At 70.8% G+C, this 24,297-nt stretch carries 22 protein-coding genes and 1 riboswitch; of the genes, 3 read left to right on the top strand and 19 right to left on the bottom strand.

Translation table 11 applies throughout. From position 1 onward, the window contains the following. Positions 1-131: 131 nt before the first annotated feature. The 5 genes from OG446_RS35405 to OG446_RS35385 all read right to left on the bottom strand — a co-directional run bounded on the left by OG446_RS35405 (position 132) and on the right by OG446_RS35385 (position 4,838). Positions 132-1,247 (bottom strand): LLM class flavin-dependent oxidoreductase, encoded by a 1,116-nt coding sequence (locus OG446_RS35405; protein WP_328897874.1) that lies wholly within the window; start codon positions 1,245-1,247, stop codon positions 132-134. Beyond that, positions 1,244-2,647, bottom strand: a complete 1,404-nt coding sequence (locus tag OG446_RS35400; protein ID WP_328897873.1) for an NtaA/DmoA family FMN-dependent monooxygenase — start codon at positions 2,645-2,647, stop codon at positions 1,244-1,246. Before OG446_RS35400 ends, OG446_RS35405 begins: the two co-directional genes overlap by 4 nt. Before the next feature lie 18 nt (positions 2,648-2,665). Beyond that, positions 2,666-3,892 carry an LLM class flavin-dependent oxidoreductase gene (locus OG446_RS35395; RefSeq protein WP_328897872.1) on the bottom strand — a complete coding sequence of 409 codons (1,227 nt, stop codon included), beginning with the start codon at positions 3,890-3,892 and terminating at the stop codon, positions 2,666-2,668. A gap of 73 nt (positions 3,893-3,965) precedes the next feature. Further along, positions 3,966-4,082 (bottom strand): putative leader peptide, encoded by a 117-nt coding sequence (locus tag OG446_RS35390; protein WP_328897871.1) that lies wholly within the window; start codon positions 4,080-4,082, stop codon positions 3,966-3,968. 39 nt (positions 4,083-4,121) lie between these two features. Beyond that, a riboswitch (SAM riboswitch) is annotated at positions 4,122-4,234 on the bottom strand. A 151-nt stretch (positions 4,235-4,385) separates the two neighbouring features. Further along, a complete protein-coding gene (locus tag OG446_RS35385; protein ID WP_328897870.1) occupies positions 4,386-4,838 on the bottom strand; it encodes a flavodoxin family protein in 453 nt (150 codons plus the stop codon). Positions 4,839-5,039: 201 nt separating this feature from the next. On the opposite strand from OG446_RS35385, the gene OG446_RS35380 reads away from it, so the two are divergent. Beyond that, complete coding sequence (locus OG446_RS35380; protein WP_328897869.1) at positions 5,040-6,227, top strand: four-carbon acid sugar kinase family protein; 1,188 nt, start codon at positions 5,040-5,042, stop codon at positions 6,225-6,227. Between the two features lie 67 nt (positions 6,228-6,294). Here OG446_RS35380 and OG446_RS35375 read toward each other — a convergent pair whose 3' ends face one another. From OG446_RS35375 to OG446_RS35315, 13 genes are all read right to left on the bottom strand, one after another. Further along, entirely contained in the window at positions 6,295-6,819 is a 525-nt protein-coding gene (locus OG446_RS35375; RefSeq protein WP_328897868.1) for an NADase-type glycan-binding domain-containing protein, read from the bottom strand. A gap of 590 nt (positions 6,820-7,409) precedes the next feature. After that, a complete protein-coding gene (locus OG446_RS35370) occupies positions 7,410-7,976 on the bottom strand; it encodes a phage tail protein (RefSeq protein WP_328897867.1) in 567 nt (188 codons plus the stop codon). 4 nt (positions 7,977-7,980) lie between these two features. Continuing rightward, complete coding sequence (locus OG446_RS35365; RefSeq protein WP_328897866.1) at positions 7,981-9,951, bottom strand: putative baseplate assembly protein; 1,971 nt, start codon at positions 9,949-9,951, stop codon at positions 7,981-7,983. After that, positions 9,948-10,382 (bottom strand): GPW/gp25 family protein, encoded by a 435-nt coding sequence (locus OG446_RS35360; protein ID WP_328897865.1) that lies wholly within the window; start codon positions 10,380-10,382, stop codon positions 9,948-9,950. The genes OG446_RS35365 and OG446_RS35360 overlap by 4 nt, the downstream gene beginning before the upstream one ends. Positions 10,383-10,388: 6 nt before the next feature. Next, a complete protein-coding gene (locus tag OG446_RS35355) occupies positions 10,389-10,670 on the bottom strand; it encodes a PAAR domain-containing protein (protein ID WP_328897864.1) in 282 nt (93 codons plus the stop codon). Positions 10,671-10,703: 33 nt separating this feature from the next. Continuing rightward, on the bottom strand, positions 10,704-12,587 hold the full coding sequence (locus tag OG446_RS35350; RefSeq protein WP_328897863.1) for a VgrG-related protein: 1,884 nt from the start codon (positions 12,585-12,587) through the stop codon (positions 10,704-10,706). Beyond that, a complete protein-coding gene (locus OG446_RS35345) occupies positions 12,584-13,384 on the bottom strand; it encodes a CIS tube protein (protein WP_328898518.1) in 801 nt (266 codons plus the stop codon). Before OG446_RS35345 ends, OG446_RS35350 begins: the two co-directional genes overlap by 4 nt. Positions 13,385-13,398: 14 nt before the next feature. Next, positions 13,399-13,836 carry a phage tail protein gene (locus tag OG446_RS35340; protein ID WP_148016756.1) on the bottom strand — a complete coding sequence of 146 codons (438 nt, stop codon included), beginning with the start codon at positions 13,834-13,836 and terminating at the stop codon, positions 13,399-13,401. 71 nt (positions 13,837-13,907) lie between these two features. Next, positions 13,908-15,530 (bottom strand): hypothetical protein, encoded by a 1,623-nt coding sequence (locus OG446_RS35335; protein WP_328897862.1) that lies wholly within the window; start codon positions 15,528-15,530, stop codon positions 13,908-13,910. A gap of 130 nt (positions 15,531-15,660) precedes the next feature. After that, a complete protein-coding gene (locus OG446_RS35330) occupies positions 15,661-15,804 on the bottom strand; it encodes a DUF6760 family protein (protein WP_328897861.1) in 144 nt (47 codons plus the stop codon). Then, positions 15,801-16,244 (bottom strand): hypothetical protein, encoded by a 444-nt coding sequence (locus OG446_RS35325; protein WP_328897860.1) that lies wholly within the window; start codon positions 16,242-16,244, stop codon positions 15,801-15,803. The genes OG446_RS35330 and OG446_RS35325 overlap by 4 nt, the downstream gene beginning before the upstream one ends. After that, entirely contained in the window at positions 16,244-16,687 is a 444-nt protein-coding gene (locus tag OG446_RS35320; RefSeq protein ID WP_148016754.1) for a phage tail protein, read from the bottom strand. Before OG446_RS35320 ends, OG446_RS35325 begins: the two co-directional genes overlap by 1 nt. A 69-nt stretch (positions 16,688-16,756) precedes the next feature. Beyond that, a complete protein-coding gene (locus OG446_RS35315) occupies positions 16,757-18,283 on the bottom strand; it encodes a phage tail sheath family protein (protein ID WP_328897859.1) in 1,527 nt (508 codons plus the stop codon). Between the two features lie 275 nt (positions 18,284-18,558). On the opposite strand from OG446_RS35315, the gene OG446_RS35310 reads away from it, so the two are divergent. Together OG446_RS35310 and OG446_RS35305 are read left to right on the top strand one after the other, a co-directional pair. Continuing rightward, the gene (locus tag OG446_RS35310) at positions 18,559-22,191 is read left to right on the top strand and encodes a phage tail protein (protein ID WP_328897858.1); all 3,633 of its coding nucleotides are present in this window, start codon (positions 18,559-18,561) and stop codon (positions 22,189-22,191) included. Between the two features lie 45 nt (positions 22,192-22,236). Then, the gene (locus tag OG446_RS35305; protein ID WP_328897857.1) at positions 22,237-22,935 is read left to right on the top strand and encodes a hypothetical protein; all 699 of its coding nucleotides are present in this window, start codon (positions 22,237-22,239) and stop codon (positions 22,933-22,935) included. A gap of 196 nt (positions 22,936-23,131) precedes the next feature. Here OG446_RS35305 and OG446_RS35300 read toward each other — a convergent pair whose 3' ends face one another. Further along, the gene (locus OG446_RS35300) at positions 23,132-24,277 is read right to left on the bottom strand and encodes an FAD-dependent oxidoreductase (RefSeq protein WP_328897856.1); all 1,146 of its coding nucleotides are present in this window, start codon (positions 24,275-24,277) and stop codon (positions 23,132-23,134) included. Between the last annotated feature and the right edge of the window lie 20 nt (positions 24,278-24,297).

Genomic DNA, 24,297 nt, shown 5'->3' with positions numbered 1-24,297 from the left:
ACCCCGAGCAGCGGTCGCACCGCCCCGAGTCCTGGAGCGAGAGCCGGCTCCGGTTCGGGTGCGCGCTCCCCACGCGCCTCGTCGTCGGACACTCGCACGGGGGGCGCGCATCTCCTCCTCCAGCTCGTTCCTCAGCCGGTCGACGGGACGGCTGCCGGCACCGGCACTGTCGCTCCTGCCGGAGCGGGCCCCGCGAGTACCGGGGCCCAGGCGAACGGCGGGTCGGGGATGTCGCGTCGGAGTACCGGGGCGACGTCGGACTGGAAGAGTGCGAGCGAGTCCCGGTGCTGGGCATCGGTGAGGCCGCCGGCGTCCGCGTGCAGATGCAGGACGGTGTGTCCGAACTGCTCGTGGTAGCGGTGCACCTTCTCGATGATCTGCTGGGGGCTGCCGATCAGCGCCGAGCTGCGCTCGACGAAGTCCTCCAGGGTCGGGAACACCGGCTCGACGCCCAGCTGCTTCTGGAACGCGAGATAGCCCTCGAACACCGGCCGGTAGGCGGCGACGGCCTCCTGCGAGGTCCGGGCCGTGTGGAAACCGGCCGTCCCCGCGCCGACCACCGCCCGGGCAGGGTCATGGCCGTAGTGCTCCCACCGCTCGCGGTAGTGGCGGATCAGTTCGGCATAGGGCTGGATCTCGTGGGTGACGTTCGCCGAGAACAGCGGGTCCCCGTAGCGTGCGGCAAGATCGACCGAGTCCCGGCTCGTGGCGCTGCCGTGCCACACCCGGACGGGCTGCTGGAACGGTCTGGGCCACACCTCCGCCCCGGCCAGCCCGGGGCGGAAGCGCGGAGAGGCGGTGACCTTGTCCTCGCGCCACAGTCTGCGGAACAGTTCGTAGCTCTCGGCGTTGCGGTCCCACTGGTCCTCGGGGGTGACGTGGAACAGCTCGCGCTGCGCCGTCCCGTTGCCCTTGCCGATGATGAGGTCGAGGCGCCCCCCGGACAGATGGTCGAGCGTGGCGTAGTCCTCGTACGCGCGCACCGGGTCGAGCAGGCTCAGGGTGGTGACGGCGGTGAACAGCCGGATGCGGGAGGTGAGCGCGGCGATGTGACTGAGCACGACGGGCGGCGAGGAGGAGATGAACGGGCGTTCGTGCCGTTCGCCGACACCGAAACCGTCGAAGCCGAGCTCCTCGGCCAGCAGGGCGTTGCCGATCACCTCCCGGAAGCGTTCGCCGGTCGTCTTCCGGACACCGGTCACCGGGTCCGGGGCATGGACGATGAGAGTGACGGCCAGGAACTTCATGACGCCACCCGCTCGGCCGCCGCCGCGTCGGGACGGGCCAGGCCGAGGTGGTCGCGCAGCGTCGTGCCCTCGTACTCCGTGCGGAACACACCGCGCTCCTGAAGGAGCGGTACGACGGTGTCGGCGAAGACGTCCAGCCCGCCGGGTGTGATGTGCGGGACGAGGATGAAGCCGTCGGCGGCGTCGGCCTGGACGAAGTCGTCGATGGTCGACGCGACCGTGGCCGCCGAGCCGACGAAGGCCTGACGGTTGCCGGTCTCGATGACGAGGTCACGGATCGACCAGTTCTTCGCGGCCGCGAGCTCCCGCCACTCCCGGGCGGTGGCCAGCGGGTCACGGTACATGCGTACCTGGGCGCGGCCGCGGGCGATGGTGTGTTCACCGAGGTCCGGGTCGATGTCGGGAAGCGGCCCTTCGGGGTCGTACGCGGACAGGTCGCGGTTCCAGACGAACTCAAGGTGCTTGATCGCGGTGGCGCCGCTGACCTGCTGCCGACGTACCTCGCGGGCCAGTTCCTGTGCCTCGGCGTCCGTGTCACCGAGGACGAAGGTCGCGGCGGGCAGGATCAGCAGCTGGTCGTGGGTGCGGCCGTGGCGGGCGAGCCGGCCCTTGACGTCCGTGTAGAACGCCTGCCCCTCCTTGAGGGTGCTGTAGCGGCTGAAGATCGCGTCGGCGCCCTCCGCCGCGAACTCGCGTCCTTCGTCGGAGTCACCGGCCTGGAAGATCACCGGTCGGCCCTGCGGGCTGCGCGGGACGTTGAACTGCCCCTCGATGTCGAAGTGCTGCCCCTTGTGCACGAAGGATCCGGCCCGCGCGTCCCGGAGGAAGGTGCCCGTCCCCCGGTCGGCGACGATCTCGTCGCCGTGCCATGAGTCGAACAGTTCGTTGGCCGTGGCGAGGAACTCCCTGGCCCGGGAGTAGCGCTCCTCCTGCGGCAGGAATCCGCCGCGGCGGAAGTTCTCGCCCGTGAAGGCGTCCCACGAGGTGACGACGTTCCATGCCGCGCGCCCGCCGGAGAGGTGATCGAGGCTGGCGAACTGGCGGGCCACCTCATAGGGCTCGTTGAACGTGGAGTTGATCGTGCCGGTGAGGCCGAGGCGCTCGGTGACGGCGGCGAGAGCCGACAGTACGGTGAAGGTGTCGGGGCGCCCCACGACGTCCAAGTCGTAGATCTGTCCGCCCTGTTCACGGAGACGGAGCCCTTCGGCGAGGAACAGGAAGTCGAACTTGGCGCGTTCGGCTGTGCGCGCGAAGTGCGCGAACGAGCTGAACTCGACGTGGCTGCCGGCCGCGGGGTCGCTCCACACGGTGGTGTTGTTGACTCCGGGGAAGTGGGCGGCGAGATGGATCTGTTTGAGCGGCTTGCCGTTACTGGTGCCGGCGCCGTTGCTGGTGCTCATGTCGGTGTTCCCTCCGGCTCAGACGGTGGCGTAGCGGTTGGCGGGGCGGGCGAGGCCGAGCAGCCCGCGCAGGGTGTCGGCCTCGTAGGCGGTCCGGAAGGTGCCCCGGCGCTGCAGTTCGGGTACCAGTTCGCGAGTGATCGCCGGAAGGTCGTGTCCGGTCGCCGCGGGGCGCAGCCGGAATCCGGTGAGCCCGGCCCGCTGCCACTCCAGGAGCAGGTCGGCCAATTGCGCGGGTGTGCCGGTGAACACCTTCGCGTCGCTGGTGTACGGGTGCCCCGCGAGGCCGTCGAGACGGTCCCGGCGGGCCGCTGCGGCCGCGGGGTCGTCGTCGAGGAAGACGACGAGGTCCCCGAAGATGTGGAGGGGCTCCGCCGCCCGCCCGGCTGCGGCCTGTTCGGTGCGGATCTCGTCGACGACGCTGCGGGCCCGGCCGGTGTCGTGCGGGGTGATGTAGCCGATGTCCGTGGAGCGGGCCACCAGTTGGAAGGGCACGCTCTGATGCGCGAGGGCGCTGACGACCGGCTGCCCCTGCGGGGGCCGGGGCGTGATCGAGGGGCCCTTGACGCTGAAGTGCCGTCCCTCGAAGTCGATGTAGTGCAGTTGCTCGCGGTCGATGAAGCGGCCCGTGGCGACGTCGCGGATCTCCGCGCCGTCCTCCCAGCTGTCCCACAGGCGGCGCACCGCCTCGACGTAGTCGGCGGCCTCCTCGAAGAGTTCGGCGGTCAGCGCGCGTACGGAAGGCGTGTCCAGGTCCTCGACGCGGAACGGCGGGAATGTCCGGCGGCCGAAGTGGGCCGCTTCGTGCTGCCGGGCCGACACCTGGACGCGCAGACCGGCCCGGCCGGTGCTCACGTAGTCGAGCGTGGCTATCGCCTTGGAGATGTGGAACGGCTCCGTGTGCGTGGCGACCACGGTGGGGACGAGTCCGATGTGCCGGGTCAGCGGGGCCACGCGAGCGGCGATGAGTACCGCGTCGAGGCGCCCGCGCTCCTGGTCGGTGCGGTCGTCGGGCCCCGTGAACCGCGAGGACTGGAGCCCGAGCGCGTCCTCGATCGTCACGAAGTCGAGCAGGCCGCGTTCGGCCTCCTGGACGGTGTCGGTCCAGTAGGCGGCGGTGAGCAGTTCCCTGGGCCGGGCCTCCGGCTCGCGCCACGCGGCCGGGTGCCAGCCCGCGCCGTTGAGCGCGACGGCGAGGTGCAGGGAGGAGGACAGGGGAGGGTGCGGGGATGACGATGCGGACACGACAGGGTGCCTTCCTGATCGACCGTGGTTGATCGCCGGGCCTCGTCGGGAGGTTCGGCGTCGCGGGTACGGATCAGGAACAACAGAGCGCGCCGGCCACGCGCTGGAGGTCGATGTGGGGCCGGGAGTAGAGGTGGACGCGGCGCCGTGGCGCGAGCACCCTGACGAGCGGGCAGGTCACCGCTGGCATGACCGTCGCCTCCGCTCTGCCGGCTCGGCGGGCCCGGAGGCCTCGCGCTTGCGGAACCCGGACGGGCCCCGCCTGGTCGTCACCTGGAGCACCCCACCGCGCGGGAGGGTTGCCGGTCAGCAGGCCAGGGCCTGACGCTGACACTCATGACCTGTCTCCGGAACGCTACGCGCGCGGGCGGCGCCACGCAATGCCCTGCAGATCATGGCCGTACGCACCTTGCCGTGAGCCACAACACCACGGCGGCACCGGGCATTCCGCGTGCGGCGTGATTCGCTCACATCCTCTGACGCCTGCGACGGATCAGTCCGTCAGGCCGGCGGCGAGGGTCGCCCCCAGCTCCCAGCACGCCTCGGTGTCGGCCTTGGCGGGTTCTCCCGTGACCGTCACGGCGTCGGTCGCGCGGCGCCATCCGAGACCGGTCGTGATCGACTCGATGGCCCGGACAGCGCCGGTGACGTCGTTGCCGCCGTGCACGTAGTACCCGAAGGGGCGGCCACGCGTCGCGTCCAGGCAGGGATAGTAGATCTGGTCGAAGAAGTGCTTGAGGGCGCCGGACATATAGCCGAGGTTCGCCGGGGTGCCGAGCAGAATGCCGTCGGCTGCGAGTACGTCGGAGGCCGTCGCGGCAAGCGCTGCCCGGCGCTCGACCCTGACGCCCTCGATCCCGTCGGTCGTCGCACCGGAGACGACGGCTTCGAACAGTGCCTGGCAGTTCGGCGAGGGCGTGTGATGCACGATCAGGAGAGTGGCCACACCTCCGCACCCTGCCGTGATCCCCGCGCGGCCGCAAGCCGGGTCCGGCTCGCGCACCGCGGCACCGGCGGACTGTGACGTCCGGTACGGGTCCCGCCGGATCGGGCGGCCGGGGCGATGAGCGAACCGTTTGTCCTGCGTCCGTGATGTCGTCGACCATGGGCCTGTTCACCGATGACTGGTTCGACGGAGAGGCACGGCATGACATCCGGCAAGGACGCCCGGCAGGGTTTCGTCATCCTCGCGGACGACCTCACCAGTGCCGGGGACGGAGCCGCGCCCTTCCGCCGGAGCGGCCACGGGGCACGGATCCTCATGTCCACCCCGGCGGCGGAACTCCCGCCCCGCACGGGCGTGACCGCGGTCGATCTCGGGACCCGGCTGCTGGACGAGGACGCCGCCGCCGCACGCACGGGCCGGGCCGCCCGCCGGTTCGCCGGGTCCGTGCTCCTCTTCAAGACGGTGGATTCGACCCTGCGCGGCCATGTCGCGGCGGAGCTGCGGGCCGCATGGGCGGGATCGCGGCGGCGGGCCGTCATCCTCGCTCCCGCCTTTCCCGCGGAGGGCCGGGTGACGGTCGAGGCTGTCCAGTACGTGCGGGGCGTACCGGTCCACGAGAGCGAGTTCGCCCGCGACCCCGTTCATCCGGTGCGGTGTGCGGACCTGATGACCGTGTTCCCGGACGCCGTCGCGGTCGGACCGGACGGGGCGGCCGAACTGCCCGGCCTCATCGGCCGAGGCGCTCTGATCGTCTGCTCCGCCGCGACGGACGGCGACCTCGGCCGCCTGGTCGCAGCGGTCCCCCACCTCGACGACGTCCTGTGGGTCGGCTCGCCCGGACTGGCGGCCGCCCTGGCCCGACGATGCGCGCGCGAGGACGGACCGGTTCCGCCCGCACCCGCACCGGCCCGCCGTCCACTCGTCGTCGTCGGCAGTGCTCATCCGGCGACCCGGCGACAACTGGCCGCGCTCCGCGCCCGAACCGACGTCCGGGGGGTCACCGTCGGCAAGGATCCCGCCCCGGCGGTGGAGGCCCTGCGCGCCCTGGCCGCACCCGTCCTCACGGTGCAGACACCCGATGAACGTCATGCACCGCACACCGCGCGTGAGCTCGCCCGTTCCCTCGCCTCGGTCGTGCGGACACTCGCCGCTGAGCGTCTGGCCGACGCACTCGTCGTCACCGGCGGAGAGACCGCCGCGGGCGTGTTCCAGGCCCTCGGCATCAACGGCATCGATCTGCTCGACGAGCCCGAACCCGGCGTCGCCCGCGGAACCCCGCTCGGCTCGTCGTCCCTCCCCGTCCTGATCAAGGCGGGCGGCTTCGGCGACGACGAGATGCTCCTGCGGCTGTGCCGTCTGGTCCGGCAACCGCTCAGTACCCGCCACTGAAGGGGCGGGCCCGAACCGACGGCGTGCGCAGCGGGCCCCCGGCCGTCGCGCGGACTCCGGGAGCGTGTCAGGACCGGTGTCCGAAGAACTCGACCTCCGCGACGGCCACCCGGCGCCCCTTGCCCGTGCCGTACGCGGAGTCGACCGTGAGCCGTACGGCGACCGTGTCCGATCCCCGTACGTCGAACGTCTGCTGGCCCGGCTCGTCGGCCAGCCGGACCGTCCGCCTGCTCTCCTTGCCGTCCTTCGAGGTCAGGACCACGGTGATGCGGGCGGGCCTGGCCTGCGTGAGGAATTCGTCCTTCCGCGCCGAAGTCCCGGAGAACACCACCATCTTCAGCAGCCGGACGGGCTGGGTGAACGAGCAGTCCAGGTACTCACCGGCTCCGTCACCGCTCTCCCGCGGGGCCCAGTACCGGTTGTTGAACCCGTCGAAGGCCGCCGTCACCGGATGTCCCGGAGCGGAGCCGGAGCTCCGGAACGCGGACGGCACGACCGCTTCCGGGGCCCCGGTCTCCTCCTTGGCGAAGCCGAGCAGACCGGACAGGTGCGGCAGCGCGAACCAGATCCCGACCGCCAGCAGAAGCAGCACGACCGGCAGCGCGAACCTCGGCCTGCGCCGCCCGCGCCGTGGCCGTGTACCAGCGGCGCGGCTCTTCCCCGGCCCCCGCCGAAGAATGCGGCGCCACCACGGCGGGCGGAGGGCGGGGGGCGGCCCCGGGTCGAGGAGCAGAGCGCACCGCACGCACAGCGTGCGTTCCGGCGCGTTCTCCGCGCGGCAGTTGGGGCACACCACCGGTGCGCCCGCCACCGGTCCCGGCGGTGCGGGGGCAGCGGGCTCCGGGCCGGGCGCCCAGGCATCGGGGCCGGGGGCCGGCCCGTCCAACGCGTCCCCGGGGCGCCGGGGAGCCGCTGCCGCCGTCGGCTGCGGCGGGGCAGCCGGAGCGGTGGGCGGTGCGGTGGGCATGCGTACGGGACCGGGCGCCGGCGCCGGGGGCGGGACGAGGGGCAGAACAGGGTCCGAGTCCCGGCCGGGGGCGGGCGTCACGGGCTCCGGCTGTCCGGCCGCCCGTGGCCCCGGTCCGGCCTCGCCCGCGCTCTCCGGCTCCCACGCCAGGAACGCCTCGCAGGAAGCGCAGAACTCGCGCCCCGGCGCATTCCGGTGGCCACACGCCTCGCAGATCACTGCGCACCACCCCCCGCGTCCCCGGCCGGAGGAAGGATCTCCAGCGTGTACCCGACATGCGCCGGGATCTCGGTCCCGATGAGCTCCTCCAGCCGCACCCGGTCGACAGGCCTTTCCGCCCGTTCGCGGACCCGGATCGTCACCCGGGCGCGCGCCCGGCCCGGCAGCGCGGTCTGCGACACGGTCGACCAGGCCGTTCCGCCGCTCTCGGTGATCTCCGCCTCCGCGCCCGTCTCCAGCCGCACCGCTTCGGCCAGCCCGCCCGCCGTCCCGCGCCGGGCATGCCGTCCGACCGCTCCCCGTACCGTCTCCCGGCGCCGCTCGACGGGCCCGTCCTCGTGCGGCTCCACCGCCACCCATTGGGCCAGCCAGGCCAGGAAGTCCTCCGGGGCGCTGCGGGGGTCGAGGTGGGCGGGCAGGTTGTCGATGGTCAGCAGGACGGGTGCGAGCACCTCGTCGAGCGCGGTCAGGAAGCGCCGGAGGAAGTCCTGCTCCAGGTAGACGGCGGGTAGTTGGTCGATCAGGGGGTGGGGAGTCGGGAGTCCGGTGACGCCGGTACGCATGGGTCTAAGCCCCTCTCACCCGGAGCTGGTGCTCGTAGCTGAAGACCAGGGCGTGCCGGTCCAGCGGGATCTTGGCCGTGGCGTCGGTGCGTTCACCGGTGACCGGATCGGCGCGGTAGAGCCGTACGTCCTCCACGAGGTCCACGCCCGGCACCCGCTGGAGCACGGCGAACGCCTCGCCCGACTGGACCGGTCGTCCGAACGGCCAGCCCTGTCCGTTCGGCCCTCCGGACAGTGCGTTGAAGTACCCGTACAGCGCGGCCAGCGCCGCCTCCCGTACGCGCTCCGCGACCGCTCCGCGTTCGGCCTGCACCGAGGCGACGACGGTGACGCCCTGGTAGTACGGCGGCTCGACGACCAGGCGCGCCCCGATCGGACGGCGGGCCTCCAGGTGCCCGGCGATGAGGCGCAGCGTGTGGGCCGGCGGGATGAGCTCGTCGAACTCGATCCTGCCCTGCTCGTCGCTGCGGCCGGCCGGGACGACGAGCAGCCGCACCCCGTGCGCGGAACCCTCGTCGTCCCCGGGCTCGCCGGCCCGGATGCAGTGCACGCGTGCCGCGTCCGGGGCGATGTCGCGGGCGAGCAGTTCGTAGTCGTGCGGGACGACGGCGCGGTGCAGGGTCCGCAGTGTCATCGGCCCGCGCACCCGGGCGCTGTCGACGCTCTCGCCGTCGACACCACCGAGGGCCGGCCTGCGGTTCTCCACCCGGGCCACGTAGGGGATCGCGCTGCGCAGGACCTTCAGTGCCGACCTGGCGACATTCCCGCGCCGCCCGCCGCCCGTCCGGTAGGACCGCACCCGGACGGTGGCGCCCTTCGGGGGGACCGCGCCGTAGTGGCGGACGGAGCCGTCCCGTTCCCGTACGGCCGGTCCGAACTCGACGCGGCCGGAGTTCGGGTCGAGGGTGATGTGGTGGTCCTCGGGTCCGGAGTGCGCGAAGTCGTCGACCCGGGTCCACCGGGTGTACTCCGGTTCCGGTCCGCTTCCGGGGTCGGCCACCTCGACCACGAAGTCGCCGGGAACCACCGGCGGGCGGGCCAGCTCGAACACCTGGCCCGGCACTCCTTCCGCCGCACCCAGCACCTCGTCGGCGACGGTCTCGGCATGTTCGGCCGCCACGGTCGCACCGATGGTGAAGGCCGTGATCCGCCGCAGGACCGGCGGGGCCAGGTAGGTCGGCCGGCCGTCCTGGGCGTCGATCAGGCGACAGCGCAGCCAGCCCCCGGTGCGCCGCACGACGGCCGCCGGGGTGTGCGTCCTCGGCAGGTGCAGGATCAGTTCGCCGGAGCGGTTGAAGCCTCCGGTGTCGTCCTTCTCGATCTCGCTGACGGTCCAGGCGGTACCGTCCCAGGCCTCCCAGACGAGCGGCGGCCGCAGCGGATCGACGCCGACGCCCTCGACCTTGCAGTCGAGGCGCAGGACGACGACTCCGGCGGGCACCGCGGCCGACAGACCGACATAGAGGCAGTCGCCGGGCGCCGGAGTCGCCCCGAAACACGTCACGTCCCGGCCGATCGCCAGCTCGTCCGTACGATCGGCCGCCTCCCCCGACACCGGCCAGGTGGCGAGGTGCGCGAAGGCGCAGGGAGTGATCGTCAGCTGCTCGGCGGTCGTGAAGACGACCGCTTCCTCCGTCTCCGTACGCACGGTGGCGACCTCCGTCCCGGCCCGCACGACGACCGGGTCGGGACGGGGCGCGGAGAGCCGGAACGTCACATCGGTGTGCGCGGCCGTGGGCGGGTGCAGCCGGACCCCGATCAGGTCGAGGAAGGTGAGATAGCTCTTCTCCGGCACCCGGTTCACGCGGTAGACGAGTTGGTCGACCATGGTGGCGAACGCCTCGATGAGGGTGACGCCGGGATCGGACACGTTGTGGTCGGTCCACTCCGGGCAGCGCTGCTGGACCAGGCGCTTGGCCTCGTCCACCAGGCCCTGGAAGCGGCGGTCGTCCAGATGGGGACTGGGCAGCGTCACGCGCCGGCCTCCTCGTCGTCGTGGGTCGTCTCCTGCGCGTGCTGCGGGATCACGTAGAACGGGAAGACGAGGTTGCGGGGGTCGTTGGAGCCGCGCACCGCGTAGCCGATGTCGATGTAGAGGACCCCGTTGTCCGCCTCGTCGAACCGCACGGTGACCTCGGCGACGTCGATCCGGGGCTCCCAGCGCTCCAGCGCCAGCCGTACCTCGTACGCGAGCTGCCCCGCCGTTCCCGCGTCGGCGGGCGCGAACACGTAGTCGTTGACGGCGCAGCCGAACTCGGGCCGCATCGGCCGCTCGCCCGGGGAGGTCGCGAGGATCAGCCGGATGGACTCCTCCAGTTCCCGATCGCCGCGCACCAGCGCGATGGACCCGGTGGCGTCCGTACGGGGCGGGAACGCCCAGCCGGCTCCGATGAACTGCTGTCCCATCCCGGCTCAGCCTCCGATCAGCACGGTGGCGCAGCCCGACACGACCGGTGAGCCGCAGCCGCTCAGATCTCCGACCCGGGCGGCCGGACTGCCGCCGATCCGCACGGTGGTGCTGCCGGGCGGTGCGATCGCGGACGGCGGGTGGGCGAGGGGGGACGCGCACTGGTGGGCGGTGCCGACCGTGGCTGCGGGCTTCCCGCCGATCAGCACCGACACCACTCCGGGCGGCCCGACCGTGCCGGGGTGGCCGGTGGGATCGGTGACCCGTGCGGCTGCGGCTGACGGCATGCGGTGTACTCCTCGTCCCTTGGTTGCGGCAGGTCAGTTGAGCGTGATCATCGGTGCGTCGACGGCCACCGACCCGCCGCTCCTCACGTCCGTGCGCTGCGTGCCGTTGACCGTGACCTGGCCGCCCCGGACCTCCACGGCGCCGCCGGTGGAGAGCGCGACCTTGCCGTTCCCGCCGTCGAGTGCGACCCCGTTGCGGGACGTCACCGTGACGCTGTCGCCGGTCAGTTCAAGCGCCCCGCGTCCGGCGTCCAGCGCGACGCCGTCGGCCGCCTTGACGGAGACCCGCTCCTTGGCCTCGATCGTCACGCTGCCGTCGCTGTTGATGACGACGGCCGTGCCCCGCCGGTCCAGGTCGATGGTGAGTTTCCCGTCGCCGGTGCGGAGCCTGACTCCCTGCGGGCCGTTCGCCGCGTCCAGGAGTTCGAGCTGGTTTCCGCTCTTGGACGCGAAGGCGCGACGGTTCACCGCGCCGGTGGTGGGATCGACGAGGTCGCCGCCTTCAGCGGGGCTTCCCGCGGTGCCCGGGGGGCCTCCCCCGGGCCGGTCCTTGCCGTTGTACAGCCCGGCCAGCACGTACGGCCGGTCCAGGTGCCCGTGCTCGAAGCCGACCAGCACCTCGTCCCCGACCTCCGGGATGAAGGCCTCGCCGCCGCCCGTACCGCCGGACTGTGCCGTGCGCGCCCAGTCACTGGCGTACTCGTCCGACAGCCAGGGGAAGCGCACCTTCACCCGGCCCGACCCTTCGGGATCCTGGGTGTCCGTCACCGTTCCGCTGACCAGCCCGGTACATCGTCCGGGCAGGCCCGCCGGCCCGTTGCCTCCGGTGAGTCCGAACAGCGAGCGTTCCTGCTGCCCGGACACGGTGATCCAGGTCTCGTATCCGCGTACGGCGTCGAAGACGTGACGCGACGACGTGACGGTGTACCGGCCCTCGAACGGCGCGCCCACCGCGTTCAGCGCCACCGCGCTGCCCGCCCTGACCTCCGGATTGCCCCGGATCGCCGCCTCCAGCTCCGCGAACGACCCGGCGATCCGCTCCGCCAGCGCCTTCGCCGCACGGTCCACCTGCGCCTGCTCCCCGTACGCCGCGTCGGTGACGACGAACCGTGCCTCGCCGAAGGGCGCGGACACCTCGGCTGCCGTCACCCCGAGTTCCAGCGTCGACGACGTGCCGGCCGGGGCCCTGCCGATCACCGGCTCCTTCGCCGCGACGTCCCAGCCGCGCACCTCCACCTCGGACACCTGCTCGGCGGCCGAGACCCCGGCGCGGCAGCGCAGCAGGTTGTCGCCCAGTTCGAGGACGAGCGGATTGCGGTCGGCGCGCGCGGACCCGTCCGGCGCCCCGCTCGCCTCGGCGGGGCGGGTGACGTGCAGCTGCCCGTCGCGTACGTACGCCTGCGCACCGGCCTCCTCGGCGAGCCCGCGCACGAACTCCCAGTCGGTGACGTTGGGCTGGGCCAGGTGCTCGATCACGGGTCCGACGACGTCCACCGTTCCCGGCTTCAGTCCGGCGCGCTGGGCGACCTGGCCGCAGATGTCGGCGAGCGTCATGTTCTGGTAGCTGGCGACCCGCCGCCCCCGCAGCAGCCGGTGCGACTCGTCCAGGCCCCGTACGACGGTGAACGTGCCGGTCTCGTCGAGTTCCACCTCCAGGGCCGTGACCACACCTTCGAGCAGCGGCTTCGGTGCCGTGTCACCGCCTGCCCGGGCCAGCAGCCGGGCCTCGGTGCCGATCTTCAGTCCGGTCTGTTGCAGCAGGACCCGGTCGGGGTCCCGGAACCTCAGCAGGAACAGGTCGGGAAGCGTACGGCTGTCGTCCACGTACCCCTCGACGAGGGTGTTCACGAACTTCGCGGGGAGCGGGGTGCCGTCGAACTCCACCACCAGCGCGCTGGCGACGCCCTGCCCGGTCATCGGCCCCGCCCCCGGTCCGGGTCACTGCCGAGTCTGCTCAGCTCGTCGAGGGCGGGCAGCAGCAGTTGTGTTCCCGGTGCGAGCCGCAACGGGTCGTCGATACGGTTCGCCTCCGCGATGACCCGCCACGCACCGGCGTCGCCGTACTCCCGGTGCGCCAGCGAGGGCAGCGAGTCCCCGGCCGCCACCCGGTGCACGCGCCGGGCGGCCAGCGCGCCGGAGGTCGGGTTCTGGCCGGGCGTCTCCCCGCTGATCTCCTCCATCGTGACCTGGCAGACGGCCCTGATCGGCACCCCCGATGTCGTGAACAGGGTGTATTTTGCGGCGACTTGGCTGACGTAGCCGGGGAACCCCGTGAGCCCGCCCCAGTGGAACACCACCCAGGGCGGTGACGACCGCTGCTGCTGCCGGGTCTCGCTCGTCGGCACACAACAGGCGAAGAGCTGCTCCACGGAGGTCACCACCCGGGTGTCCTGGGTGTCGCTGGCGTCGAAGAACATCTCGACGGTGAGCTTGCTGGGCTGCGAACCCTGGTACTCCGGCGGGCCCGAACTCTTCGCGCCCTTGGCCGGGGTGCGCTTCCAGGATGCGGCCTTGGTCAGGCTCAGCTCCTTGGGGTTGAACTGGAAGTCGATCCGTCCGCACGGACCACCGGGTGTGAGCCCGCCGCCGGTGGGCGGTGTCCGCAGCTCCAGGTAGGCGTGCTCCAGCTTGGGCCTGGCCGAGCCGCCCTTCGCCGCGGACGCCACCCCGGACGTACCGGCGGCACTGAAGGCGATGGGTCCCGCGCCGCTCATGCCGCTCATGCCGCTCAGCCCTCCATCACGTAGCCGTGGTGGGCGATCTCGATCGTCTCCATCGCGACCTTGGGCGACTCGGGCGTGAAGGAGGGACCGGTCCACCGGACGGGCACGACCTCCAGCAGCCCCCACTGGGCCACTTTCCGCCCGTCGCCTGTCCGCGCCTCGATGTGCGCGGTCTTGCGGCTGAAGCCGGTCGTCATCGTGGCGAACCAGCGCGCCACCTTCTCCGTCTCCCGGGTCAGAGGGCGGGACAGCTTGACGTTGGAGTACTTCAGCCGGGTCGGCAACTGCCACAGATGCCCGTTGTTGCCGCCCTCCTCCCGGGTCTCCAGGACCACTTCGCAGCCCAGCCCGTCGCAGGTGTTGAACGACCCGAGTTCGATGTCGTCGATCGTCACGACGAAGCAGACGCTGACGGCGGGGTCGTCGTCCGGGGAGGTGGCCATGGCACGTGCCTCTCGATCGGTGGCTCAGTGGCTCGGGTGACTCCGGTGACTCGGGTGAAGGGCGCTGATCGTCAGTGGCGGGTGTTGATGTGGAACCCGGCGCGTTCGCGTTCGAGCCGGAGGTCGGCCTTCAGGAGCCGGCTGAGCGGCCCGTAGAGCGCACGGACCAGCTCGTCCGTCACGGGCGGCCCTGCCGCCGCTCCCGCACGGGCATCCGCGTCCGCGCCTGCGGGCACGACCTCGGGACCGGCCGGCGCCTCGGGTCCCGGCTCCGGTTCCGGTACGGGAGGCGGCTCGGGTTCCGGCAGCGGTGGTGGCTCCTCGGCGATCTCGGCGTCCCGCTGGAGGACCGGCCGTGAGGTGCCGTGCTGGGGCGCGGCCCCGAAGACGACGCTCCCGTCGGCCATGCGCTGGGCCACCCCGGCCGCGACGGCGGCGGAGCCGGCGGTCGGGAAATCGGCGGGCCGGCCGCCGGTACGGCCGGCCGCCGATGCGGGTAGGGGCGGCGCCCCTCCCGTCCGCCGTTGTACGGGCGGCGCCCCAACCGCCTGCCGCTGTACGGGTGAGGGGCCGGCCGTCTCCCGCTGTGCGGGCGCCGCCTCACGCTGGAGGAGTGCCGCCGGCGGACCGGAAAGCGTTCCCGGGTCGGGGACGGTCCACCGTACGGGTACGGCAGAGGGCCGGCTCGGCGGCGGGCCGGCGGGCTGCGTCGGCGTCCGCCGGCCGCCACCGCCCTCCGGCGCGCGTTGGACGACCGCCCCGGCCGGAGGTGCGGGACCGGTGGCGGACCGGAGGGAGAGCGGCCGATCCCCGAGAAGAGGCGCGGTCGGGCCGTCGGCGGGTGGGAGGACGGGCTGGAGCCCGGCGCGGACGGCCTCCGAGCGCTGGAGGGGGACAGTGGATGCCGGGGTCGCGGCGGCTGCGCCCTCCCCGCCCGGCTCTCCCCCGGAGACCGCACCGGTCAAGGGGGCATCACCGAGCAGCGGGGCGACCGGAACGGCCGCTTCGGTGCCGTCGGACGGTACGGGTACCTCCGGAGCCACCGGCGTTGCGTCGCCCGCCGAAACGGAGGGACCGTCGGCCGGGGTCGCCGGGCCGGGCTCGCTCTGCACCACGGTCGGCCGGGTAGCGGATGGTTGGACGTCCGGTGGCCGATGGGCCTGTCGTTGAGCGGTGGGCGGCAGACCGGGCAGCGGCGCCCCGAGTCCGGGCGTGCGTCGAGGGGGTTGCGCCAAGGGGGCGGAACCAGTGCGCTGAACCGTCGGCGCACCCGGCGGTGCCTCGCCCGTGTCCCGCCCCGCATCGCTCTGCCCGGCCACCTCCGATCGCTGGACGAGCGGCTCGTCGCCCACCAACTGCCGTACGGGCAGCCCGGCTTCGACCGACGAGCCCGCAGCGGTCGTCAGAGCCGGAACACTCCCCCCGTACGCGCGCTGAACAGCCACCGGAGCGGGCTCGCTCCGTAGCCGCAGCGGCATGTCGACGGTCCGCTGGACCGCGGGCGCAGGGCTCCCCGGTGCCGCGAGGGCCACTCCGTGCACCAGCCCGGCGGGTGCGTCAGGGCTGACCAGATGGCCCAGCGGTGTGCCGAGTGCGGTGTCCTGCCGCGTGGTCAGCGCCGTCTGGAATCCTGCGGGGTCGGTCACGAGGTCCTGTCCGGTCACGGACCGCTGCACGGGCGCCAGTCGGCTCACATCTACACGGTCCAGCCGGTCCGGCCGCGAACCGTGCGCATCACCCGGGGCCGGATCAGCACCGAGGGAACGGCCACCGCGCAACCAGGACATCAGCCCCATGAATCTCTCCCCCTCCCTGCGCCCCTCGCTACTGCCCGTTGAGGCGAGCGACCTGTGCGACGAACTTCAGTCGTTCCGGATGTTCCAGATCCAGCAGGTCGTCCAGCGGCCAGTTGAAGTGGTAGGCGAGGTACGCGACTTCCTCGTAGAGCAGGTCGGCCGCGTACGTCACGATTCCCCCAGGCGACCGCCGGCGAGATCCACCGCGAACTCCTCCTTGCAGGACGGACACGACACGGCGGCGCGGGTATGCCCCTCCGCGTTGATCCGGCGGTAGAAGTCCTGGAGGAAGGCCAGGTCGGAAGCGAACAGGTCCTCGATGACTCCCGGGTGGATGTCCTCGACCGTGCCGATCCGGGTCACGACGCGGGAGATCAGGACGACGGACAGGTACGCGGAGTTCTCCCGCACCCGGTCGTCGCGCAACGGCACGAGTTCGTCGCGGGCGGTCGCGAGGCGCATCACGCCGGAGCGGTGCACGGTGCCCGACTCGTCGACGTACCCGCGCGGCAGGTCGAAGGCGAACTCCGTACGCAACGGCTCGTGAAGCCCGGCGCTCTCCCGCTCCGCCGACTCCCCCTGCGGAGCCTGGAACTGGACCGTGCGCCGCATCAGTCGAGCTCCATGCTCTCGTAGGTGATCGACAGTTTCTCCGTGAGGACCGAGGTGTCACCGGCCTTCAGGGTGCCGATCTCCAGCGACTTCGGCCAGGCGTTGATCAGCTTGTACCGCTTGATGGGCAGGCCCTCGTAGTCGTAGACGATGACCGCCCCGTTGCGCCGGGCGCTCATCATGCGGCCGAACCGGGAGTCCTTGATCCAGCGTTCGAAGCTGTTGTCCTCCGTGAGGCCGCGCGTGACGGTGACCTCACCGGCCTTGGGCCGGCCGGGCAGCTTCTTGATGGCGTACTTGCCGTCGGCGGTGTTCTGCTTCAGCTCGATGACGTCCTGCTCCATCTTCAGACCGCTGACCTCGGTGATCTGCTTGATGATGACGCTGTCGAACTCCAGGCCGAAGGAATGCCCGACGGAACTGTCAAGATCGGGAAGCGGCACAACAGGCTCCTTACGCCAGGTTCGAGGACGGGCGGGTCACTGCTGGTCGAAGTGCTGCCGACGGCCCGGTCATTCGTCGACACCCCCGGTGCCGCCGGTCAGCTGGGAGAGCCGGAACACCACGAACTCGGCCGGCTTGACCGGTGCGACGCCGACCTCGCAGATGACCTGCCCCGCGTCGACGCTCTCGGGCGGGTTGGTTTCGCGATCGCACTTCACGTAGAACGCCTCGTCGGGTGTCAGTCCGAAGAGGGAGCCCTTGCGCCACTCGTTCACCAGGAACGCCGAGACCGTACGCCGGATACGTGCCCACAGCGCGTCGTCGTTCGGCTCGAAGACGACCCACTGCGTGCCCGCGAGGATGGACTCCTCCAGGTAGTTGAAGAGCCGCCGGACGTTGAGGTAGCGCCAGGCCGGGTCGGAGGCTAGCGTCCGCGCACCCCAGACCCGGATGCCGCGCCCGGGGAAGGAGCGGATGCAGTTCAGCCCGATCGGGTTGAGCAGATCGTGCTCGCTCTTGGTGAGCTGCGTCTGCAGCGCCACGGCCCCGCGCACCACCTCGTTGGCCGGCGCCTTGTGCACTCCGCGCGTGTCGTCGTTGCGTGCCCAGATCCCCGCGATGTGGCCACTCGGCGGTACGAGGCCGGCGCGTCCGGAGGCCGGGTCGGCGACGCTGATCCAGGGGTAGTAGAGCGTGGCGTACTTGGAGTCGAAGTTGGCCCGGTCCATGCGCCAGCTCCTGACCTGCTGCGGCGAGAGGCCGGGCGGCGGGTCGAGAATGGCGACACGGTCGCCCATCAACTCGCAGTGGCTGATGAGCCCTTGCTGAACGGCGATGACGGACTCCAGGTCGAGCAGCCCGCGTTGGTACGCGCCCATCAGGTCGGGCACGGCGATCATCGTGACCTCGTCCACGGCTTCGAGCCCGCCTAGCCCCGTGCGGCGGTCGGCGTCACCGACGTACGCCTCGGGGGCGAGCGCACCGGCGCCGCCCGCCGCGGGGGCGGCGGGCGCGAGTGCGACCGACTGGACGTCGGGCCTGGCCGGGGCGGCGCCGCGCCCCGTCTCCCGGATCTCGATGAGCTCGGACTTCGCGTTGACGCGGGTCGCGACGTTCTCCTTGCTGCGTTTGGTCGTCACGGACGGGTACGTCTCCGCCACCTGCCCGTCCCGCTTCACGATCAGCTGGAACACATCGGAGGGCGGGTCGTCACCCTCGGCCTCCGCGACCTCCACACTGATCTCACCGGCCACACCCGCCCGGGGCTTGACGGCGTACGGCCCGATCTGGACCTCGGCGCCGGCGGCCAGTTCCCCCGCACCGGTGTCCGCTCCCTCTGCGATGCGTACGACGTAGCAGATGCCGCCCCCGTTGGCGAAGAAGCCGTAGACGGAGGAGGCGAGGTACATGCCGTCGACGAAGTCGCCGAAGGTACTGGCGAACTGGCTCCAGTTGGTGATGAGCGTCGGCTCGTCGAACGGCCCCCGCTGGGCGAAGCCGACGAAGGCGGCGACCGAGGTGCCCACCCCTTCGATCGGCCGGGACCCGGACTCGACCTCTTCGACGTAGACGCCCGGGGACAGGTACGACGGCATATGAGCCTCTCCTTGACGCGCTCCTCGATGTGCTCCCCGCCCCGTTCCATGGCCGGGACCGCGAGTCATTCTCATCACTGGTGCGATCACCGGGAACGGATACTCGGCCGCCCCGCCGTGCACGGACGGCTGCCCGAAGAGGCAGTCCGCCGGCACCTCACGCGCCACGGGGACCTGCCCCGGCCACGGCCCGCGCATCCTCCAGCCGCCCGGTACGCGCGCGGCAGCCTGATACACGACGTCCGGGCGGATCGGTGGCTGGCGGGAGGGGGCGGATGAAGTCGGTTCCGGAGAAGACCCCCACCGCACCGGCCCACCCCGATGCCGCCCCCCGCACGGAGCGGGCCCCTTCGCCGTCCTCACCCGCCCCGGACCGCCGAGCCCTCCAGCGCCTGCAACGGGCGGCCGGCAACGCGGCGGTCTCCCGGCTCGTGGCCCAGCGCTACACGGCCCCGGTCAAACCTGCTCCCGCCCAGGCCCCCGGCTTCCGCAGCATGAAGGCGGCTGTGGCGGCGAAGAAGGCGCGGATCGCCGTCCACCCTCCTGCGGCCGCGGAGTCCAAGGCCTCCCAGGACGCGGCGGTCGCGCCCCCTGATGACAGGGAAGCCCAGGGCAAGGCTGCCAACGCCGAAAAGATGAACGCGGCGAAGCCCGGCGAGTTCGACAAGAAGGCATTCGTCGACGCGGTGAACAAGGCAATTGACGCACAGGCTCCGAAGAACCTCGACGAGGCCGACAAGTTCTCCAAGTCCGGCAAGGCGGAGAAGGTCAAGGCCGAGGTCGACGGCAAGGTCACGGACGGCAAGGAGTCCTCGGCCAAGGACATCGACACGGCGACGAAGGCCCCGCCGGACACCTCTGCCGCCAAGGACAAGCCGGTCACCCCTCTCACCCCGGACCAGCCCCCGGGCAACCCCGGCGCCCCCTCCGCGGCGGACGCGATCCCGGCGAAGCAACCGGCCGCCGTCACGGACTTCTCCGAGGGCCCGGCGCAGAACGACAAGGAGATGGCGGACGCCGAGGTCACCGAGGAGCAGCTGGCCAAGGGCAACGAACCGGAGTTCAACGAGGCCCTGTCGGCAAAGAAGACGGCCGAGACAGACTCCGAGAAGGCGCCCGCGAAGGGCCAGGCAGCCGAGAACCAGCAACTCACCACCGCCAAGGCGGGCGCGGCGGCCTCCGGCGCCGCCGCCATGACGGCCCTCACGGCAACCCGCACGCAGGCGGGCCAGAAGGTGGACGGCGGCAAGGGTGAAACGAAGTCGAAGGACGAGAAGAAGCGCGCCGAGGTAACGGCCAAGCTCCAGAAGGTCTACGACGGCACGAAGAAGGACGTCGAGACCACGCTCTCCGACGTGGACAAGAAGGTCGACACGGCGTTCACGGCAGGCGAGAAGGCGGCCCGCGACGCGTTCACGGCGGACCACAAGCGCCGGATGAAGAAGTACAAGGACAAGCGCTACTCGGGCTGGACGGGCAAGGCCCGCTGGGTGAAGGACAAGTTCGCCGGCCTCCCCGACGCGGCCAACGACCTCTACCAGGAGGCCCGGGGGCTCTACGTCGCCCAGATGCAGACGGTGATCTCCTCGGTCGCGGACCTCATCGGAACGGAGCTGGGCAGGGCGAAGGCCCGCATCGCCAAGGGCCGCACCGAGCTCAAGGCCGAGGTCGACAAACTCCCGGCGGACCTGCGCCAGTTCGGGGAGGAGGCGGCGAAGGACTTCGCGGGCAAGTTCGACGACCTGGAAGCCACGGTCAACGAGAAGTCGGAGCAGCTGGTCCAGGACCTCGCGTCGAAGTACACGGCGGCCCTGAACAAGATCGACGAGGAGATCAAGAAGCTCCAGGACGCCAACAAGGGCCTGATCGACAAGGCGAAGGACGCGATCGTCGGCGTCATCAAGACGATCAACGAGCTCAAGAACCTCCTCCTCGGCATCCTCGCCAAGGCCGCCGGCGCCGTGATGAAGATCATCAAGGACCCCATCGGCTTCCTGGGCAACCTGGTACGCGCGGTCGGCGCAGGCCTCAACCTCTTCGTCACGAACATCGCCGAGCACCTCAGGACGGGCGTCGTCTCCTGGCTGCTCGGCACCGCGGTCAAGGCGGGCCTCGAACTCCCCCAGAAGTTCGACATGAAGGGCATCATCCAGCTCATCGGCTCACTGCTGGGCCTGACCTGGGACAACATCAAGGCCCGCGTCACCCGCAAGGGCGTCCCGGACGAGGCGATGGCGGCGGTCGAGACATCGGTCCCGGTCGCGAAGAGCATCGCGAGCGAGGGCCCGGCGGGCGCGGTCAAGGAGATCCAGGCAGAGGCCGGCGACCTCAAGGCCACGATCCTGGAAAAGCTGACGAGCTACCTGATCCCGACGGTCATCATCGCGGGCATCACATGGATCCTCTCCCTGCTCAACCCGGCCTCCGCCTTCATCCGCGCGGTCAAGGGAATCATCGACATCGTCACCTTCGTGGTGACGCAGGGCGCGCAGATAGCGGAGTTCGTCAACTCGGTACTGGACGCGGTGGTGGCCATAGCCAACGGCGGCCAGGCGGGCGTCCCGAAGATGGTCGAGGCGGCGTTGGCGGCGAGCGTGCCGCTGCTCATCGGGTTCCTGGCTTCGTTGCTGGGCATCGGGAGCCTGGCCAACAAGGTCAAGCAGGTCTTCCATGCGGTGGCGCGGCCGGTTAATCGGGCGATCGACAAGATCGTCGATCTCATCGCGAAGAAGGGCAAGGCACTCTGGCGGAAGCTCGTGGATAAATCCCGGTCAGGGAATCAGGGACCTGACGGAAAGAAGGAGGACAACGAGAAGAGTGCTGCTGCGTTCCCGCCTCCCAAGAAGGGGTTCCAGTCACTGGACAATGAGAGCCACAAGGTTCAGTTCGAAGGAAAGAGCCCCGGCGCCAGGCTGGTCGTGCACAGTAGCCCACAGGACATCGAGAAGTACCTGGAGGACTGGGAAACCGAACTGAGCACCGCCAGCGACCCTGGTGGCGCGTCCCGCGCGGCACTGACGGCTGCCGGGCAGAAGAGAGACGAGGTCAACACGCTGCACAGCGCCTTTCGCGCCCTGCCCTCGGGAGCGAGCACCGCTCAGAAATCATATGACGATCTTCTCGCCGCCCTCGCGCAGCTCGCGACTCTTCTGGAGAAGCGACCGGGAGCCACACCCCCACTGCCCCCACCGGTGCTCCCCCCTATGACCAACGGTGTCCTCGCCAGTCCCTTCAAGGCGAGCTATATCGACAAGGACATCAAGAAGGGGAGCGAAGCGGGGTCGTACGACGGCGCGACCTTGACCGGCTGGGCCAGTGCCAAGGCCTACAACGATCCGGCACCGGGCCGTCCGGACAGCAACGCCTGGGTCAAGATGCATCTGCTGCCCGCTTTCCTCGGCGGGGACGCGGTCGACTCGAACCTGGTCCCGGCGCGAGGCTTCGTCAACAACCCCATGTTCTACAGCGGCATCGAGAACCCTGCCAGGAAGTCCCTCCACAAGGCTGTTTCGGATGCGGCGTACGAGCGCATGGTCTGGTATCGGGTGGGCGTCACCTACTTCTCGGCGCACCCTGGGTTTCCCGAGGAGATCGAGGTCGAATGGGGTGGATACGACCACTCGAACGACACATGGAGCGAGCGTGCACCTCAGGGCGGCGGTGGCTCGTTCTCAGACACGCAGGACCCGCCGAATGACCTGGCCAACGATGTGTTGCGCATCAACGCCCGACGGGTGAATTTCTCCATATTCGACTCTCTCGGAATAACCAAGCCAGATGCAAAGAAGATCAAGGAGGAGTCGAAGAAGAAGGAGTTCGCCGACCTCACTGACGCCATCGGGAGATTTCCGCATCTCGCGACTCAGCTCACTCATGCCGCCACCGCGGGTCGGCTCAGGTTCGACTGACCTTCACCCGAAGACGTGATCATACGAGCGCGATCCGGAGGAGATATGGAAACCGACTACGAGCGCCGACTCCGAGAGATGGTGGAGCAGGTCCAGGCGTGTGAGTCCCTGCGCGTCGACACCTATGACCGGGGTCCGCTGGCCGATTACATGGAGCGCGCCGAAGACGCCTTCCACATCGTGCGAGCCGTGGAGAAGACCCCGCTGCCCACAGCACTGACCTCGAACTTTCACCGACATTCCGGTCTGGTCTTCGCCTGGCGGGCTCTGGAACCCTTCCAGACGATCGCAGGGGAATTCCACCTGAGGCACATCGGTGAGGCGCTGCTCCTCGGAGCAGGGAAGAAGCCAGTCGCCGCGACGGCATCCCAAGAAGAGCGGCTGATCCATGGGTTCAGAATCTTCGAGACCCATCCAGTGGGCGGAACCGGGACTTACACCGCGATGCGGCTCACCCCCGACCAGGCCCCGCCGGAGCTCTGGTACTTCGACCTCAGGCAGGGACCCACCCGCCTCGATCTCGGCTACGGCGACTACCTCGACACCCTGCTGCGCACCAAGGGCCTGTACGACTGGCCGTACCTGTTCGCGGACCCAGATCCGAACAACTACGGCATGAGCGTCTCCCTGCCCTACCTTAGTGAGGGGCTCGACCTAGTCGCCCGGGAGTTCCCCGATGACGACCTGTCGGACCTCCGGGGCCGGCTGGAGGAGCGAATGAGCGTGTTGGGCAAGGACGCGTGACCCTCCGCCTGGAGTACGTCAAAGCACCGACGAGCACGAGGCTCAGCGTGACTGGGCCTGCTCCGCCCTCGGTACGCTGCGCCCACAGGTGGTCGACCGCAACACCCATGGGGTTATTCCGGCCACGCTCCAGGGGCTTGACGCCATGCTGCCGAATAAGCAGGTGGGTGATCAGGCCCGTGTGTTGACGTGCACGTCAAGGTCGGCCCGGGCCGAACCGCTCGTCATCAGCGTCAGGCGCGGCCAGCATGTGCTCAGCGCCGCCCTCAAGCATCCGGGCGATCTCCGCCGAGCGCGGGAGCATCGTCTTCTCGTACGCGCGCACCGCGTCGTCGACGGTCGCCGAGCCGACGAGCGCAAGTGCGAGTTCGCTGGCATCCAGCATGGCGAGGTTGACGCCGACACCCAGCGGAGGCATGAGGTGTGCGGCGTCTCCGAGGAGTGCCACGCCCGGCGCGTACTCCCATGTGTGCGGTACCGGCAGGGCCAGGATCGGGCGATCGACGTAGGGGCCGTCGTTGTCGGTGATCATGCGGAGGGTGCGGGGCGACCACGCCGCGTACGTGTCGAGCAGGTGTGCGCGGATGCCCTCCGTGTCATCGGAACTGAGCCCCCTCGCCCCGATCCAGTCCATGGGGACGCGCTGCATGATGTAGACGCGCATGTGGCCGCCGCTGTTCCGCTGCGCGAAGAGGCCACGCTCCCCGTCGGCGACGTGCGCGCTGCCTTTCCCGACCAGTTCGGAGAGCTCGGGGTGCGCGGTCTCCATGTCGTCGAAATGTGCCTCCAGGAAGCTGACCCCCGTGTAGACCGGTATTGCGGGTGACACCGCTCTGCGCACGCGCGAGAAGGCGCCGTCCGCGCCGATCACGAGATCGGTCTCGGCGGTCGTCCCGTCGGTGAACGTCAGCGTCCGGGGGCCGTGCGCCGGTCCGCTCACCGAATCGAGCGTGCGTCCCCACTGGACCGTCCCCGCAGCCAGTGAACGCAGCAGCAGGTCGCGTAGCTGTCCTCGGTCGATCTCGGGCTTGGTCGTTTCGCCCTCGCCCGGCACATGGTGGGCAAGGAGGTTGCCGGCCGGGTCCAGCTGGCGCATTTCCTGCCCGTCGAACCTGGCGAGCGCGAAGAACTCCTCCAGCAGGCCCGCTTCGCGGAGCGCGAGTTGGCCGTCGTCGTCGTGCAGGTCGAGCGAGCCTCCCTGGTTCCGGGAGTCCGCATCCGGGTCGCGGTCGTACACGGTCACCGCGATGCCGTGCCGTTGCAGGATGCGGGCGCAGGTGAGGCCTCCCGGGCCGGCGCCGATGATGCCGATGCGTGCGCGTGAGGGGTTCGGAGAGTGCATGGGGGATTCCCTTCGTCGGT

It is taken from the genome of Streptomyces sp. NBC_00236 (assembly GCF_036195045.1).
Classification (GTDB): Bacteria; Actinomycetota; Actinomycetes; order Streptomycetales; family Streptomycetaceae; genus Streptomyces.
The sequence above is the reverse complement of the archived record's forward strand: the minus strand, read 5'-3'. Positions and strand labels throughout refer to the sequence as shown.

Coding starts and splice junctions, on each gene's coding strand:
- OG446_RS35405 (WP_328897874.1), bottom strand. CDS start 1,247: ATGAAGTTCCTGGCCGTCACTCTCATCGTCCATGCCCCGGACCCGGTG.
- OG446_RS35400 (WP_328897873.1), bottom strand. CDS start 2,647: ATGAGCACCAGCAACGGCGCCGGCACCAGTAACGGCAAGCCGCTCAAA.
- OG446_RS35390 (WP_328897871.1), bottom strand. CDS start 4,082: ATGCCAGCGGTGACCTGCCCGCTCGTCAGGGTGCTCGCGCCACGGCGC.
- OG446_RS35380 (WP_328897869.1), top strand. CDS start 5,040: ATGACATCCGGCAAGGACGCCCGGCAGGGTTTCGTCATCCTCGCGGAC.
- OG446_RS35370 (WP_328897867.1), bottom strand. CDS start 7,976: ATGCGTACCGGCGTCACCGGACTCCCGACTCCCCACCCCCTGATCGAC.
- OG446_RS35360 (WP_328897865.1), bottom strand. CDS start 10,382: ATGGGACAGCAGTTCATCGGAGCCGGCTGGGCGTTCCCGCCCCGTACG.
- OG446_RS35355 (WP_328897864.1), bottom strand. CDS start 10,670: ATGCCGTCAGCCGCAGCCGCACGGGTCACCGATCCCACCGGCCACCCC.
- OG446_RS35350 (WP_328897863.1), bottom strand. CDS start 12,587: ATGACCGGGCAGGGCGTCGCCAGCGCGCTGGTGGTGGAGTTCGACGGC.
- OG446_RS35345 (WP_328898518.1), bottom strand. CDS start 13,384: ATGAGCGGCGCGGGACCCATCGCCTTCAGTGCCGCCGGTACGTCCGGG.
- OG446_RS35340 (WP_148016756.1), bottom strand. CDS start 13,836: ATGGCCACCTCCCCGGACGACGACCCCGCCGTCAGCGTCTGCTTCGTC.
- OG446_RS35325 (WP_328897860.1), bottom strand. CDS start 16,244: ATGCGGCGCACGGTCCAGTTCCAGGCTCCGCAGGGGGAGTCGGCGGAG.
- OG446_RS35315 (WP_328897859.1), bottom strand. CDS start 18,283: ATGCCGTCGTACCTGTCCCCGGGCGTCTACGTCGAAGAGGTCGAGTCC.
- OG446_RS35310 (WP_328897858.1), top strand. CDS start 18,559: ATGAAGTCGGTTCCGGAGAAGACCCCCACCGCACCGGCCCACCCCGAT.
- OG446_RS35305 (WP_328897857.1), top strand. CDS start 22,237: ATGGAAACCGACTACGAGCGCCGACTCCGAGAGATGGTGGAGCAGGTC.
- OG446_RS35300 (WP_328897856.1), bottom strand. CDS start 24,277: ATGCACTCTCCGAACCCCTCACGCGCACGCATCGGCATCATCGGCGCC.